Origin of the sequence: Gramella sp. AN32 (genome assembly GCF_023718305.1) — a bacterium.
GTDB classification, from domain to species: Bacteria; Bacteroidota; Bacteroidia; order Flavobacteriales; family Flavobacteriaceae; genus Christiangramia; species Christiangramia antarctica.
Genome location: NZ_QEYO01000011.1, coordinates 19,452 through 33,391, shown reverse-complemented (window position 1 = coordinate 33,391; position 13,940 = coordinate 19,452). Strand labels below are relative to the sequence as shown.

Annotated in this window: 15 protein-coding genes; 4 read left to right on the top strand and 11 right to left on the bottom strand. The window is 36.9% G+C overall.

Features of this window, described 5'->3' with window-relative positions; all coding sequences use genetic code 11:
- Nucleotides 1–64 precede the first annotated feature (64 nt).
- The 3 genes from DHD80_RS12830 to DHD80_RS12820 all read right to left on the bottom strand — a co-directional run bounded on the left by DHD80_RS12830 (nucleotide 65) and on the right by DHD80_RS12820 (nucleotide 4,043).
- Complete coding sequence (locus tag DHD80_RS12830) at nucleotides 65–1,750, bottom strand: ATP-dependent helicase (RefSeq protein ID WP_251741716.1); 1,686 nt, start codon at nucleotides 1,748–1,750, stop codon at nucleotides 65–67.
- Nucleotides 1,751–1,832: 82 nt separating this feature from the next.
- Entirely contained in the window at nucleotides 1,833–3,440 is a 1,608-nt protein-coding gene (locus tag DHD80_RS12825) for a class I SAM-dependent DNA methyltransferase (protein ID WP_251741714.1), read from the bottom strand.
- A gap of 231 nt (nucleotides 3,441–3,671) precedes the next feature.
- Nucleotides 3,672–4,043 carry a hypothetical protein gene (locus DHD80_RS12820; protein ID WP_251741713.1) on the bottom strand — a complete coding sequence of 124 codons (372 nt, stop codon included), beginning with the start codon at nucleotides 4,041–4,043 and terminating at the stop codon, nucleotides 3,672–3,674.
- Between the two features lie 831 nt (nucleotides 4,044–4,874).
- Between DHD80_RS12820 and DHD80_RS12815 the strand changes: the two genes are divergently transcribed.
- Complete coding sequence (locus DHD80_RS12815) at nucleotides 4,875–5,657, top strand: sigma-70 family RNA polymerase sigma factor (RefSeq protein ID WP_251741711.1); 783 nt, start codon at nucleotides 4,875–4,877, stop codon at nucleotides 5,655–5,657.
- Nucleotide 5,658: 1 nt separating this feature from the next.
- Nucleotides 5,659–6,759 (top strand): hypothetical protein, encoded by a 1,101-nt coding sequence (locus DHD80_RS12810; RefSeq protein ID WP_251741710.1) that lies wholly within the window; start codon nucleotides 5,659–5,661, stop codon nucleotides 6,757–6,759.
- A gap of 455 nt (nucleotides 6,760–7,214) precedes the next feature.
- Here DHD80_RS12810 and DHD80_RS12805 read toward each other — a convergent pair whose 3' ends face one another.
- The 8 genes from DHD80_RS12805 to DHD80_RS12770 form a co-directional block, all read right to left on the bottom strand.
- Nucleotides 7,215–7,670 carry an RES domain-containing protein gene (locus DHD80_RS12805; protein ID WP_251741709.1) on the bottom strand — a complete coding sequence of 152 codons (456 nt, stop codon included), beginning with the start codon at nucleotides 7,668–7,670 and terminating at the stop codon, nucleotides 7,215–7,217.
- Complete coding sequence (locus tag DHD80_RS12800) at nucleotides 7,667–8,122, bottom strand: antitoxin Xre/MbcA/ParS toxin-binding domain-containing protein (RefSeq protein ID WP_251741708.1); 456 nt, start codon at nucleotides 8,120–8,122, stop codon at nucleotides 7,667–7,669. The genes DHD80_RS12805 and DHD80_RS12800 overlap by 4 nt, the downstream gene beginning before the upstream one ends.
- Nucleotides 8,123–8,226: 104 nt before the next feature.
- Nucleotides 8,227–8,532, bottom strand: coding sequence for a DUF6730 family protein (locus DHD80_RS12795; RefSeq protein WP_251741707.1), 306 nt, complete (start codon nucleotides 8,530–8,532; stop codon nucleotides 8,227–8,229).
- A gap of 10 nt (nucleotides 8,533–8,542) precedes the next feature.
- Nucleotides 8,543–9,412, bottom strand: a complete 870-nt coding sequence (locus DHD80_RS12790; protein WP_251741706.1) for a relaxase/mobilization nuclease domain-containing protein — start codon at nucleotides 9,410–9,412, stop codon at nucleotides 8,543–8,545.
- Nucleotides 9,409–9,900 (bottom strand): mobilization protein MbpA, encoded by a 492-nt coding sequence (gene mbpA, locus DHD80_RS12785; protein WP_251741705.1) that lies wholly within the window; start codon nucleotides 9,898–9,900, stop codon nucleotides 9,409–9,411. The genes DHD80_RS12790 and mbpA overlap by 4 nt, the downstream gene beginning before the upstream one ends.
- Nucleotides 9,884–10,750: a toprim domain-containing protein gene (locus DHD80_RS12780; RefSeq protein ID WP_251741704.1), complete on the bottom strand. Its 867-nt coding sequence runs from the start codon at nucleotides 10,748–10,750 to the stop codon at nucleotides 9,884–9,886. Before DHD80_RS12780 ends, mbpA begins: the two co-directional genes overlap by 17 nt.
- A gap of 187 nt (nucleotides 10,751–10,937) precedes the next feature.
- On the bottom strand, nucleotides 10,938–12,122 hold the full coding sequence (locus DHD80_RS12775) for a virulence-associated E family protein (RefSeq protein WP_251741702.1): 1,185 nt from the start codon (nucleotides 12,120–12,122) through the stop codon (nucleotides 10,938–10,940).
- 17 nt (nucleotides 12,123–12,139) lie between these two features.
- Entirely contained in the window at nucleotides 12,140–12,430 is a 291-nt protein-coding gene (locus DHD80_RS12770) for a helix-turn-helix domain-containing protein (protein ID WP_251741701.1), read from the bottom strand.
- 270 nt (nucleotides 12,431–12,700) lie between these two features.
- Between DHD80_RS12770 and DHD80_RS12765 the strand changes: the two genes are divergently transcribed.
- Together DHD80_RS12765 and DHD80_RS12760 are read left to right on the top strand one after the other, a co-directional pair.
- Nucleotides 12,701–13,213 carry a hypothetical protein gene (locus tag DHD80_RS12765; RefSeq protein WP_251741699.1) on the top strand — a complete coding sequence of 171 codons (513 nt, stop codon included), beginning with the start codon at nucleotides 12,701–12,703 and terminating at the stop codon, nucleotides 13,211–13,213.
- Entirely contained in the window at nucleotides 13,207–13,902 is a 696-nt protein-coding gene (locus DHD80_RS12760) for a nucleotidyl transferase AbiEii/AbiGii toxin family protein (RefSeq protein WP_251741697.1), read from the top strand. The genes DHD80_RS12765 and DHD80_RS12760 overlap by 7 nt, the downstream gene beginning before the upstream one ends.
- Nucleotides 13,903–13,940: the final 38 nt, after the last annotated feature.

The window sequence follows — 13,940 nt, the reverse complement described above, 5'->3', positions numbered from 1 at the left end:
TATATTCTTGCTATTCGTTTTGAAATTACCGCTTATGTCTCGGATATGAGTAATTGTAGTTCTTTTACCATATATCATCTAATTCATCAAATAAATTTCCTTCATCGGTTTCAACATCTTCTTTTAAAGAATTTACTAAAAACAGTGATTCTTTAGCTCGTGTGAGTGCTACATATTTTAGGTTGTTTTCTTGAACTGTTTCCCAAGGTTTATGATTGTCCTTCTTCATTGGTAGTTTATCATAATCCAATATAAAAACTCTTTTATTTTCAAGACCTTTAGCTTTGTGAATTGTTGATAGCTTAATTGCTTCTTCACTTTCAGTTACCAGTCCTTCTATTCTTTTTACTAATTCATTTATTGTTGAAACATCTAAATGAATAGAGGATTGTTTCTGTAGAAAATTTATTCTTCTCTCTATATATTCGGTTTCTTCTTTTATAAATTCATCCTTTAATGATTTATTAGACATTTTTTTTGCTCTTTGCTCAACAAAATAAATGTTTCTTTCTTTGATTTTTTCAAAGAAATTATAGCTGTTTTTAAATACATTTCTCGTATTTAATTCTTGTTTTGAAAACAAAAAACGAAGTTCATTGAATAATTCTTTAACATCGTCTTGATGGATATTTACTTTTCTGTTATTTTCTAGTAGAATAAAAAGTAATGTTGTTAAAGGTGCTTTAGTTCGACTGATCATTAAGTCTCCATCTTTAGCAACTTCAATAACTTGGTTAAACTCAAGTTTTTCAATAACACCATCTTTATCTTTAAAAGGCTTTATATCTGCTCTAAAATTTTGTGCATACTCAATTACATTATTTGGACATCTAAAACAATAAGACAAGGTCAGTTTATTATGATTTTTTAATAAATCTTCAAACCTGCTAAATGATTCAATGTCTGCTCCTGTAAAACCATATATTGATTGATAAGGGTCTCCAACCGCAATTACACGGCCCGATTTTTTAACATATTTTAATGCAATAGCCAGTTGAGCCTTTGATAAATCTTGACATTCGTCAACAAAGAGAATATCATAACTTTTAATAGGATAAAGTTCAAATACTTTTGGTAAGTAAAGCATATCTGTCAAGTCGATAATATTATGACTTTTTGCAATTTTATTTCCTTCTGCTAAAAGACGCTCTGTTCCTTTGAAAAGTATATCGATAACCTTGTCAAGTATTTTTTCATTTGTCTTATTTGGGTCAATAATGTTGAAATGAATTGCCATTTCTTTAAAGTCTGAAAAATTGTTTTTTGCTAATGTCAACCTAAATTTGTCTACCGAGTCTAGAAGTTTGTTTTTGAAAGAATTGAAATAATTGGTTAGCTGACTTTTTTCAAAACTATTTTCAGGTTCAGAACTTATATCGTAAAGTTTTAAATACCTGAAGAAAGATTCTTTGTTGTAGCTTTCAACAGAACCTGCAATCAATTCGTTGTATTTTCGCTGCTTAACATTGTATGGACGCTCTGTGTTTGATTTTAATATTTCAAAACCAAGTTGATGTAAGTTTTTGACAACAATGTTATTATTACCTTTTCTTAAAACTCTTTCTTGAATTTCGTCTCTTATGCTTTTGTTAAATGCACAAAAAAGAAGTGATTTATTTTTGTCAACAAAACTTATGCTTTCAATTATGGTTGTAGTTTTTCCAGAGCCAGCAACCGCATCAATAATTCCATGATTTGAATCGAACTTTATAAAATTATATACTTTTTCTTGTTCTGGTGTTGGTGTCATTTAGGTCAATTCTGTTTTTTCAAATTACAGGCAACAATGTGCTCAATGTATTCTTCTATGCTAAAAGGCCATTTTTTTAATTTTAAACTATTTTTTCAAAATTTGCTTTGATCCTTTCTTTCAATTCCTCTCCTTTTTCGAACTGCATTAATAACTGGGTCTTGAGACCCTCCATCTTTTCTTCAAAAGGAATTCCGTCGTCTTCTTGGGCTTCAGTGCCTACGTAGATGCCTGGGGTGAGTTTGTAATCTTGTTTTTGAACCTCGGCTATGGTTGCTGCTTTAGAGAAACCTTCAATGTCAAGGTAGCCCTCGACTGCGCTCGGGCTGACATCTTGCGGGGTTACATTGCGCCATTTGTGGTAGGTTTCAGCAATTTTATTAATATCATCATCACTAAATACCCGCAATTTCCTGCTGGCCATAGTGCCCATTTTGGAGGCGTCCAGGAACAGGATCTCGTTATTGCGTTCACGGTGGGTGCCGTCTTTTCCATCGCGGTTCTTGCTCAGGATGAAAAGGCAGGCGGGGATTCCGGTGGTGAGGAACAGCTTATCGGGCAGGCGAACGATGGCATCTATCATAGAATTGTCTACCATATGCTGCCGCACGTTTTTCTCTCCCTTGTTGTTGGAGGTCATCGCGCCGTTTGCCATTACTATTCCGGCAGTCCCGGTGTCGCTTAAATGGTGCCAGAAGGTTTGCATCCACATATAATTGGCGCTGCCATCTGTAGTAAATTCTTCTTTGGGTCCAAATAACCGGGGATCGCCATCGGGCAGATCTTCGGGATGCCAATTGCTCACATTAAATGGCGGATTGGCAATGATATAATCGGCTTTCAGGTTTGGGAATTTGTCATCCAGCAAAGAATTTCCCAATTTAATATCAAAAGAAAGGTCCCGCAGCATAAGGTTCATAAGGCACAATCGCAATGTCTGTGCAGTCATTTCCTGCCCGTAGATCGCGATGTCTTTTTTGTTTCCGCCGTGTTCTTTAATAAATTTCAAACTCTGCACAAACATACCGCCACTCCCACAAGCCGGATCAAAGATACGGCCTTTGAAAGGCTCCAATATTTCCACCAGCAGTCTAACAATACTTCCGGGTGTAAAGAATTGTCCCGCACCTGATCCTTCCGCCATTGCAAAGCGGCCAATGTAATATTCATAGATACGGCCCAGGATATCGCTTTCGGGATTTTCCTTTTCAGAAAATTTAGGGTGGGAGAGGAGGTTTATAATTCCGCCGGTTTGTTTAGGAGATAGTTCACTCCGCACAAAAATTCGCGGCAAAATATTCACCAGCTGGGGGTTATAGCCCGTTAATAATTCCTGGATCACAGCAAAGGCATCATCTACCTTCACCTTAACATCATCCTGCTCGGCATTATCTTTCAAATACTGCCAGGAAGCGGTTTCAGGAATTTTAAAAGTATTCCGAGAACGGTATTCATCCCGGTCTTCCAGGACGTAATTGATCTCCTCTTTATCTGTAGTATAGTAATCAGATTCAGGATCATTGAGCTGCTCCTTCAATTCCTCCCGCACCACGGCATAGCGTTCGCTAAGGTGCTTTACGAAAACAAGGGGAAGGATGTAGTTTTTATAGTTATTCTCAGATACCGCGCCGCGCAATTCGTTCGCTGCATCCCAGAGTTCTTTTTCAAAATCAATGTCTGCTTTTGCCATGTATGGGTAGATTGGTCTTTTTTATTAAGCAGTCAGTATTATATAATTTCGCTGCGATTAAAATATCCCTGTAGGGTGGGAATACAACAAATATAAGGGAATTGGAGAGAATTTTGTGATAAGGTAGTTTTAAGATAAATCCATTGGTAAATTAAATTTGTCCACTTAATACGGTGTTTCCGCCTTTGCTTCGTATTTGTTGTTCGCTTTCTCTGTCAATTTTATTTAATGTTAATTTCTAAAAGTGAAGTAGCCAAAAGTCGCAGCGAGAAAAATATGCTGTCCAAAAGGCATCCAACCCATTGCGTTAGTCACTCCGTCAAGGACCGCTATAAGCATAATAGGAATGACAACAATGTTATAAATAAAACTTGTCAGTAAAAGGTTGTGCCAAGCCTTGTCTGTCGCTGGGAGATTACGATTCAGCCAAAAAGTCAAGCCGTAAGCGGTCAAGGCTGCACCGAGTATGCGAGCCATCATGATGCCGTCACTGTCAAGTGTTACACCAAAAATTGCCATGAGCTGAATAGGGATAAAAAGCAGTCCGAGCCCGAAGCTAAGATATATTACTGCCCAAACTATTGAAAAGATTTTTAGTTTCATTGTTTATTATTTTATATTTCTACTCTTATGGATTTTTGATTACTCCCGTTTTTTGGGTGCTGCTCCACTAATATTTTTGTCAGCCCGTTAAGAAAGCTATGAAGTAGGTGCTCATGTTTATCCATAACCGCTATGTTGTCTTTTAGCATTGGCGGTAACTCGTTATTCCGAATAATTTATAAATTTAATATCCTACTCGGCTAGATAAACGCAGTTTTGTTCAATTTAAATATTCTAAATAAAACAAGATTACGGAAAACCGTAAAGAAATATATCTAAGATAATCCTAATCAGTAGGGAAAATTTCACAAATTATAGCACGAAATAAATTATAGCGGATTTTCTGGCCAGAAATCTTTTGGGGAACATTCCAATATTAATGCAATTTCGTTTAGATGGATTATGTTATATTTTGCGCGTCGAGTTTTTGATTCAACATGAGAAATAAAACTATCACTTAATCCTAACTTCTGAGATAGCGCCATTTGAGATAAACATTTTTCTTTTCTTTTATCTCTTACCCTTTCAATAATATAAGTTTCTATTTTACTAGTCACGCTTTATCTCTAAGACTACAATTAGAAACATATTTAATATTTTAACAAAGGTACCTGTACCATTGATTACATTATTTGCTTATATTTGAATATTACGGGGAAAAAAGTTAGCATTTCTATTGAACCTCTTGTTTAAATAACGCAAGGAATTAATAAGAACATTTTCCAAATTTTCACAGTTTCATCCCTACAAGAGGCTGCAAATTCAGATGGTTTTAATCCATCTGCCTATGAGTTGAAAAATATTGCCTATAGAACATTAAAGCGATCTCTTATGTCAAAGTGTAATTTCGAATTATTAAAACAAGGTCATCCTGATGCCCTGGAACACATCTATGCCAGGTATAGTCGGAGTATCTTTTGGGTGGGTAAACAAACTATCGATGATAAATTTGTTATAGAAACCATCCTTCAGGATACTTTTTTAAAGCTATGGGAGAATAGAGACGGGATAGAACACGCAGAACATATTTTCTTTTTCCTTCTCCATGTGATGAAAAGGGATTGTACCTATTACTATACACGACCTAAGAATAATTTTTACAGGAACATAGGCAGGTTAGAATATTATGAGAACTACCAGGAATATATGCACGCTTATGACCCGGAGGAAGAAGATGAGCATCTACTGGGGCAGGAAACCGACCAAAAAGCTTTCGACCGGGTAAGCCGTGTCTTTCCTTTACTTACTCCCGAAAGACGACGTTTAATTGAACTCTGCTTAAAATACGGTTTTCAGTATAAAGCCATTGCCCAGGCTATGGGAACCAGTATTACCTACACCAGCAACGAGGTAAAAAGAGCGATCGAGGATATTAAAAAGATTATCCATCAAGGGAGCAATTTGGATTCAAAACCTAAACCAATGCTAGTAAAGATACAGGGTAAAATAACCGAGAAACAGGAAAAGGTCTTACAACTGCGTACAGAAAGGCAGTACTCCTTTGCTGCCATTGCCAAAGAACTGAAGCTTTCTCAAAAGGAAGTCCACAGGGAATTTATGGCTGCCTATAAGCTGCTGCAGGAGAAACATGAGGAGCAATTAGAATCGGCATAATATGGGAAAAGATACCATAAAACTCACCCGAAAGATCCAACTGCGGGTGGACGCCCCTACCAAAGAAGAAAAAAAGGAGGTTTATGACACGCTGTACCGTTGGCAGAACCGAAGCTTCAGGGCCGCTAATCTAATTGTTTCACATCTGTACGTGCAAGAAAGGATCAAAGAATTCCTTTATTTATCGGAAGGAATAAGATATAGGCTGGCGGATGAAAAAAAAGCTGAAGACGGCATACTCAATCGGTCAAAAATGAACTGCACCTACCGGGTGGTATCCGATCGTTTTAAAGGGGAAATTCCTACTAACATTTTAGCCAACCTGAACAATAATATAATCAATAACTTTCGTAACAACTTGCCGGAATACAGTAGAGGAGAACGCTCCCTGGCAAATTTCAGAAGGAATATCGCTTTTCCTTTTGGACCGATAGGTATTCATGGATTATCTTATAAAGAAGAAAAAAAAGCATTCTGTTTTCGCTTGTTTTCCATTCCCCTGAAAACGTATTTAGGGAAGGATTATACTGATAAACGAAGCTTGCTGGAACAGGTAATAGCCGGTAAAATCAAGCTATGTACCTCTAAAATTCAACTGAAAAAACAAAAAATTTATTTGTTAGCCGTATTTGAATTTGAGAAAGAAAAGCATAGCCTGAAACCGGAAGTAATTGCAGAAGCTTCTTTATCTCTTGAGTATCCTATTATAGTGAAATCTGGAAAAGCAACACTTAGTATCGGCAGTCGAGAAGAGTTTCTATATAGAAGGTTAGCCATACAGGCTGCTCAAAAAAGGGCACAAAGCGGGGCCACCTATTGCAGACCGGGAAAAGGTCGTAAACGTAAAACAAAAGCAGTGGAAAGATTCTTTGAACTGGAAAAAAATTATGTAAGTAACCGCTTGCATGTATACAGCCGAAAGCTAATTGATTTTTGTATTAAACATAAAGCGGGGACACTCATTTTGCTAAACCAGGAAGATAAAATGGAAATTGCTAAAAAAGAAGACGGATTTCTTTTAAGGAACTGGAATTATTACGAACTGATGACCAAAATTAAATACAAGGCCAGCAAAGCCGGTATTGAACTTATAGTGGATTAAATTCAATGATGAGGGTGCTTGTACACCCGCAAGGTGAGGTCTTTAATAACACTCACTAAATGCACGCAGCATATACAACCCTTCCCCTAAAGATTAAAGGAACTGGAATTATTATGAACTGATGGCCAAAATAAAATACAAGGCGATAAAACCTGTATTGAACTTATAGTAGATTAAATTTCAATGATGAGGGTGCTTGTACACCCGCAAGGTGAGGTCTTTAATAACACTCACTAAATGCACGCAGTATATACAACCCTTCCCCTAAAGATTAGAGGAACTGGAATTATTATGAACTGATGGCCAAAATAAAATACAAGGCGATTAAGCCTGTATTGAACTTATGGTGGATAAATTATGTGGGGACGTGTACACCCACAAGGTGAGGTCTTTAATAACACTCACTAAATGCGAAAAAACATATACGGAGGCGTGAGTACCATATTTTAACGATATTACTTCAATAACCTATCATCAATTTTAAATGGGTAGGTCTTCTTCAATTTAATTTTATCGATGTATGGATGAGCCACATTTATTAAATAATTCATTTCATTAGGATTTACCGCACTGGGAACCTGAAGAATTAAATGTTTATTTTGAATGAGCCAATGTTTTCCAAGTGTCTTAAGTTTATCCGGCGCTGGATATTTATTCCAGTTTTTAGGAAGGTCAGATGGTTTTAGTATTTCCATTTTAGCATCCGGGATTTCCAATTCAGCTATATACAGATCATCCGGCAACAGATCAAAATCCACATGAACCAATTTTTCCAAAATGGCCAGGGAGGAAGTAGCAGCACAATATATAACCGGATAACCTTTAGGATTCCATCGGCTTCCGGTTAGCTTTGCACCGGTACCACTTAAATCCTTAATCCATTTTTTCTTTGCAATTCTATAGACAATCATGAAAATATCCCATGCTCTATTCGGACCAGTTCATCCATAACCAGATCGATACCGATACTCGTTTCTATTAGATCAATAGGTTTTGAATTGCCCAAAGATTTATTAGGTCTCTCCAACCAGGCAAGAAATTTTTCTTTTTTACCAAAAACATTGATTCCCTTGTGAAAAAGGCGGGTAAGTTCTATTAGTCGTTCCGATGAATTGATATCCATCGGTTTATCGGGAGACTTTCGTTGTAAGGTTCTCTCAGAAACATGAATTAACCTGGAAACCTGTTTCTTGGTTAAGTTTGAATGTTTAATAAAAGAATTTACTGAATTTCTATGTAGTCCATTCTTCAATATTTTTAAATAGGCAAATGAAGAATTTCCTTTTACTGTTAAAAGTGATTTAAGTTCGAGCCATTCGGCAACGGTTTCTCTTTCTTTTTTGGGATCGAATGCAACTATCATATAAGCGACAATTTACACAAATATAGTGACATTTGTCGGTTCTTTATTCTTAAATAAAAAAAAACGCTACGATGATTATTACATCACCTCCCGCCTTCTTCATTCTAGGAATTAAATAACAGTATATAAATCAAAATACCATTAGCCAGTAACGATGCAGTAAAAGTGGTCAGCGCCCAGACCGGGTATGCCTTTGCATCCTTTAGATAATCTCCCAGTTTTTCCATTTGGAGTGAATGTTCTTTTAAGAGATCTTCCACTTTTGCATGATGTTGTTTGAACAATAATTCGAAAGCCCTCGCATCAATGCCAATTTTCTGTTCCTGGATCTTCTGCAGTTTATCTACCGTTTTTTCAAACTGTTCAATTTCTGAAACTAACAGTTCACTAAGTTGTTCTAGTTTTGCCATAATTTGGTTTTTAAAATCCCATTCCCATATCCATTCCTTTGGAGATCGTTTTTTTGATTACCTCTTTAGCTATAGCCTTTAGCATTCCGGTAGAAAGCTCCACCGTTTTTCCAGCCATTTTCAATTGTGTATTTTCTTTTAGGAAGCTGGATACACTTTTCTCTGAAGCCAGTTTTTTTCCGATGTTACCTCCGGTCATCGAGCGATGCACTTCACTACCTTTGAGATTGTATTTATCAAATTCGAACCGAAAGCCCTGGAGCTTATTTGCTTTATTGATACAGGGAATTACCTTCACGCCGTTTGTTTCCATCCCTTTTATATAATCCTGAAAAGTTCGCGGAATGAACTGTTTCATAGTTAGATCGTGTCGTCTCTTGATTTCTGTTCTAATGGCCGAAAGGTTATGTTCTTTTTCCCATTGCACCTGTTTTACGGTGGTAAGACGCATTCTTTCGGCTACTTTTTCCGCGGCCTGCTGACTACGTTTACCGATAAAGCTATCATTGTAAGCCTTGCCGTTAAAATCGATTCGGTTTACATAAAGGTGAATATGTTTATGAGGTTTATTTTGATGCACAAAGGCAATAGCCTGACGATCACCTAATTTCATTTCCTTCATGAAATTCTCACATATCCTGGAGAGCTCTTTTTTTTCCAGGTTCTTTCCATCTTCAATAGTGGGGCTAATAATAAAAGAGAGTGTATTTTTTTCACAATTATCATTCAGGTCCTGGGTCAGTTTAAATTCCCTGGTAATCTCATTGGGAGATTCTCCCGCGATATTTTGGGAATAAACTACCTGGGCATCCTTTTCCTGGTTCCAACCATATTCCATACTTGCTTTGGTGTGAGCGATAGCTTTTCCTTTCCCAATCATTGGTTTAAATTTTGAAGGTGGATTTTTATTTCATCGGCCAGTTTATACACTGCACTGGTGAGTTTGGGATCTCTTTTTCGGAACATATTCCCAATAGCCTTAAAGTTGTTATGATACTTCAGCAGGGTTTTATAGATCTCAATCTGGTCATCGGAGAGTCGTTCCTTGATCTCTTTTTCATAGATCGCCCTTCTGCAGAATTCACTTAAGGAAAGCCCACTTTGTTTTGCCCTTATCCTGAGCATCTTCTTTTCGTAGATAGAACACCTGAATTTTATGAATTCACTTTTCCCCTTAAACCTCTCCTTTTTTTCATTGCGACCATCGGGAGTAATCAAGATTGTGCCCACAGGCACACATCTTGCATTCCCTTCTAACGCTGTTGCAGGTAAAATAAGTTCCTTCTTATCCTGCTCTTTTTTTAAGAGATCCTTTTCTCTTTTTAAGTCCGATTTCACCTTATCGTTCTTATTATACTTTCCTAACATGGCTCATCAGTTTTTCATTTAGATCTGTATAACCGGTATAAATGTCACTGGCATCTGTAACATTATTATGAAAGTCCAAAAGCGCTGACGTAGCTTTTTTTCCGGCAGCATCATTATCTAGAAATAATACAACTTCTGAATATTTAACAAACAGGTCATTGATGTCTTTAAGGAAGGCAAGTGAGTTAAGTATAATACAATCTGAGTTTTTTACCAGATCAGCCTTCATAACCGCCAGGGATAAAAAATCAAAAATTCCTTCCGTGACCAGTAACCGATCTGAAGAATGACTAATAAAACTATATGATTTTGGAGAGGAGGAATTCTTATAATACTTATTGCGAAGTTCCCATCCGCCCAAATGATTTTCTAACCCAATGGCGAAATACTCCTGACTGTTAATTCTATACCATACCTCTTTACAATAGGTATGCGCAATTTGTAATGGAATTCCCCTCTGCAGGATATACTGAATTAATGCGGGATGATCCAGGCTAGTGCTACGAACAATAGAAATACTATTATCCTGGTTCTTTGAAGCTATAACAGGTGGCGGGCAAAAAGAAAAAATAAAAGGTCCGTTGGATAATAACTCAATAGCTTCTTTAAAAGAACAGTTCCTTATTGTCATTATTAGGTCAATGCTATTCCCACCTTTTCCAAGTCCGTAATCATACCATAGGTTTTTAAATAAAGAAACGTTGAAAGAGGCTTGTGTTTCTGACCGCAGGGGACTCAGAAACCAAGCTTCTTTTTCCGATGTTCTGGTGGGGTAGTGACCTAATTTTGCAAGTGTTTTTACGATGCAAACATTACGGGCGCTACTCCACGATAAAGTTTTTAAGTCCATTTTTTCTATTTTTATTGACCCATCTACCCATACCTTTGAGAATAAGGGATCCGGGGTGTTTGTATGACTTTTTTCCATCTACCAATTACCCGGGTAGTTGGGTCATTATTAATTTTTTCTAATTACCCATGGTTAAGCCCCATTTATAGAGGTCTCAGGTATATATGGGTAATTGGGTAAATATTATTTATAATAACTCTGAAGGAGAGGCCTTGAAAAGTGGTTTGATGAGATAACCATACACCCGTCCTTTAGCCGGTTTAAATCTTTCATAATCCAGGGCTTTTAAAGCTCTTCCCATATTGTACATATTAAGCCTGGGATTGATACAGGTTAATTGTATGACCAGCTCTGAAGCCGTCTTAAAATCGGCAGGATCGTTACTCTTTGTATAATATTTACTGAGTAGTTCTTCCTCCATGCTGACCTCCTTATAAGTTTTATTCCTTTCTTCATTCTCAATGATATCTTTGATAGTAAGCTCCGGATAAAAGTTTTCATCTATATAGGCCAGGTAATAAGCCTGCGACCAGACTTTATTGATATCAATCTTCAAGGAATAACCAAAATCGATTTTACCGTCAAGCTCAAAACAAAGCCATCGCACCGATCCTGTCTCATCATTAAGAAAAGTTGCCCGATTGGTGGAACCTATAAAACTACAGGTGCGGTACAGGATGGTATTGCGCTTTTCGTAAGGAAGCCGCTCATTGATCATGGTTTTCGAGAAATACGCCTTCAGGGCATTTATTTCTTTTTTTGCCAGAATAGATAATTCATCAAGATTAATTAGAAAGTTTCTGGTTAATTGTATCCTGGCATCCTTATCAGTTGTCATATCCTCGGCAAAATATTTAGATAAGGCAGGAGGGGAGAGGAACCTGCACCAGGTGGATTTCCCGGAATTCTGCTGCGGATGAACCAGGACAAGGCATTGCTTATTAAAGTAATCCTGTTCTAACGCACATTTTACGGAGCGAACCAACCATTTTTTAAAGTGATATTGAAACAATTCCGGTTCCTTCAAAGGAAGATAAGATGCTAAATCCTTTATATAATCTTCACCGTGCCAGTTAGGCAGTGATTTAAAATATTCCGAAATCGGATTGAACCGGGGAATAAACCGTGATTTTAGAAAAATTTCCAGTTTTGCAGGATTCACCTCGATGTTAGATTGAGCTAGTTCTATTAAAAAGGAATTAGTCTCAAGTATCTCCCATTTATTTTGAGCCTTAAAAGAAATCTGGAATTCATGTCCCAGTTCATCAAATCTGATATCATACTTAGCCACCATATATTCGTTTATTGTATCGTAGATGGTTTTCTTCTTATGTTCCTTAACTCCGTATATTTTGTCATGTGATGAAGCCATAGTTATGAGTTACTTTATTAGAACTTTTTCTTATTCCTAAAGGCATAATTCAAAGCCTCCGTTTTCACTTGATCTCTGGATTTTCTTTGATTAGAGAGCAGCCATTCATCCAATTTCTCTTTAGAGAAAAAGATCATTTTGCCCCTGGGCTTGGAGAAGGGAATCTCACCTTTGGCGGTTAGCTTATACAAATAGCTCTGGGAGATTCCGGTATACTCTGAAGCTTCTTCAAAGTTGAGGACGTTTTTGTGGGTACGAACCAGTCTTTCAATACGATCCAGTTGTTCAAGGATTTTTAGTATTTCCATAATTGAAATTTTTAAGTTTAGAAAAGGAACGATTGCGCCTTTATTGGTTGAATTCTAGAGCTAAACTAGGAAGGGAAACTAAAGGTATTGTATGCTATGGGTGCGGGGTATGTAAAATATCTGAGGATGTAGTTAAAAAATAATAATTGTTAACTTCAGAAGTCCGTAAAAGAATTTTCATAATATAATTCGTGATTCGTGATTCGTGATTCGCGAATCGCGAATTGAGAAATAATTGCTATTTTTGATTATAATTAAAATAGCAGGACTATGAAGAAACATAGCGGAATGAGACCGCATGATATAGTGATCCTTCTTAAAATTGCGGCAAAGCAGGATGAAACTTGGTATATGAAGGATCTTTCTTATGAGCTTGGTATAAGTGCCAGTGAGGTGAGTGAAAGCATTAATAGGTCGGTAATTGCCAGATTAATTTTTCCGGATAAAAAACGCTTAATGAAGACAGCTATTCTTGACTTTCTTCAATATGGATTACCTTATGTATATCCTCAGCAACCTGGAGCATTGGTGCGAGGAGTAGCAACGGCACATTCGGCACCGCCATTAAATAAGGTTATAGAAAGTCAGGAGGCATATGTATGGCCATATGGAAAAGGAGATTTACGAGGGCAATCAATTGAGCCATTACATCCAAACGTTCCAGAAGCATGTTTAAAAGATGAGAAATTCTATGAACTAATGTCTCTTTGTGATGTATTAAGAGTTGGAAAAGTACGAGAAAAAAATCTAGCTAATGAAGAATTGAAAAATCGTTTATGCTAAAAAATACCATAATAAATCGCAAAGCTACCGGTCGGGTTGCGGTCGCATTGGGTGAACTGAATAAAGATGTAGTTTATGTAGGTGGAGCCATGGTAAGTCTATATATAGACGATCCGGCGGCTGAGGATGTAAGGCCAACAAAAGATATTGATATTACCTTAGAAATTGCAAATGTCGGAGAGCTCGAAAAACTACGTGTGGCCCTTGAAGACAAGGGTTTTGTGCAATCTTCGGAAGATGATGTTATTTGTAGATTTCGATTAAAAGAGATTAAAGTAGACGTAATGTCAACTACTGAGGTTGGATGGGCTCCGGCAAATCCCTGGTTTGCATCTGGATTCGAAAACTCAATAACCCAAGAAGTAGAAAAGGTTGAGATTAGAATTCTTACCCTACCATATTTTTTAGCAACTAAATTTGCAGCATTTGAAGGTAGGGGAGGAAGTGACCCCCGAATGAGTCACGATTTTGAAGATATTGTTTATCTTCTTAATTACATCTCTAATTTTAAAGAACAAATACAGGAATCTGACCCCGAAGTTCAACATTACTTGAAAGAACAGTTTGCAGCTATTCGGGATAGGGGGAATATGCAAGAAGCTATTATTGCAAATTTATATCATGAGGATCAACAAATGCGGTTTGATCGGATAATGGAAGAAATAAAAGAACTAACTAAAAGCATTTAACGAATGTATATTCTAACTGTGCATTTTCCAAAGTATGA

Coding starts and splice junctions, on each gene's coding strand:
- DHD80_RS12760 (WP_251741697.1), top strand. CDS start 13,207: ATGCTAAAAAATACCATAATAAATCGCAAAGCTACCGGTCGGGTTGCG.
- DHD80_RS12780 (WP_251741704.1), bottom strand. CDS start 10,750: ATGGACTTAAAAACTTTATCGTGGAGTAGCGCCCGTAATGTTTGCATC.
- DHD80_RS12795 (WP_251741707.1), bottom strand. CDS start 8,532: ATGGCAAAACTAGAACAACTTAGTGAACTGTTAGTTTCAGAAATTGAA.
- DHD80_RS12775 (WP_251741702.1), bottom strand. CDS start 12,122: ATGGCTTCATCACATGACAAAATATACGGAGTTAAGGAACATAAGAAG.
- DHD80_RS12765 (WP_251741699.1), top strand. CDS start 12,701: ATGAAGAAACATAGCGGAATGAGACCGCATGATATAGTGATCCTTCTT.
- DHD80_RS12830 (WP_251741716.1), bottom strand. CDS start 1,750: ATGACACCAACACCAGAACAAGAAAAAGTATATAATTTTATAAAGTTC.
- DHD80_RS12825 (WP_251741714.1), bottom strand. CDS start 3,440: ATGGCAAAAGCAGACATTGATTTTGAAAAAGAACTCTGGGATGCAGCG.
- DHD80_RS12800 (WP_251741708.1), bottom strand. CDS start 8,122: ATGATAGTTGCATTCGATCCCAAAAAAGAAAGAGAAACCGTTGCCGAA.
- DHD80_RS12805 (WP_251741709.1), bottom strand. CDS start 7,670: ATGATTGTCTATAGAATTGCAAAGAAAAAATGGATTAAGGATTTAAGT.
- DHD80_RS12770 (WP_251741701.1), bottom strand. CDS start 12,430: ATGGAAATACTAAAAATCCTTGAACAACTGGATCGTATTGAAAGACTG.
- DHD80_RS12815 (WP_251741711.1), top strand. CDS start 4,875: ATGTCAAAGTGTAATTTCGAATTATTAAAACAAGGTCATCCTGATGCC.
- DHD80_RS12820 (WP_251741713.1), bottom strand. CDS start 4,043: ATGAAACTAAAAATCTTTTCAATAGTTTGGGCAGTAATATATCTTAGC.
- mbpA (WP_251741705.1), bottom strand. CDS start 9,900: ATGTTAGGAAAGTATAATAAGAACGATAAGGTGAAATCGGACTTAAAA.
- DHD80_RS12790 (WP_251741706.1), bottom strand. CDS start 9,412: ATGATTGGGAAAGGAAAAGCTATCGCTCACACCAAAGCAAGTATGGAA.
- DHD80_RS12810 (WP_251741710.1), top strand. CDS start 5,659: ATGGGAAAAGATACCATAAAACTCACCCGAAAGATCCAACTGCGGGTG.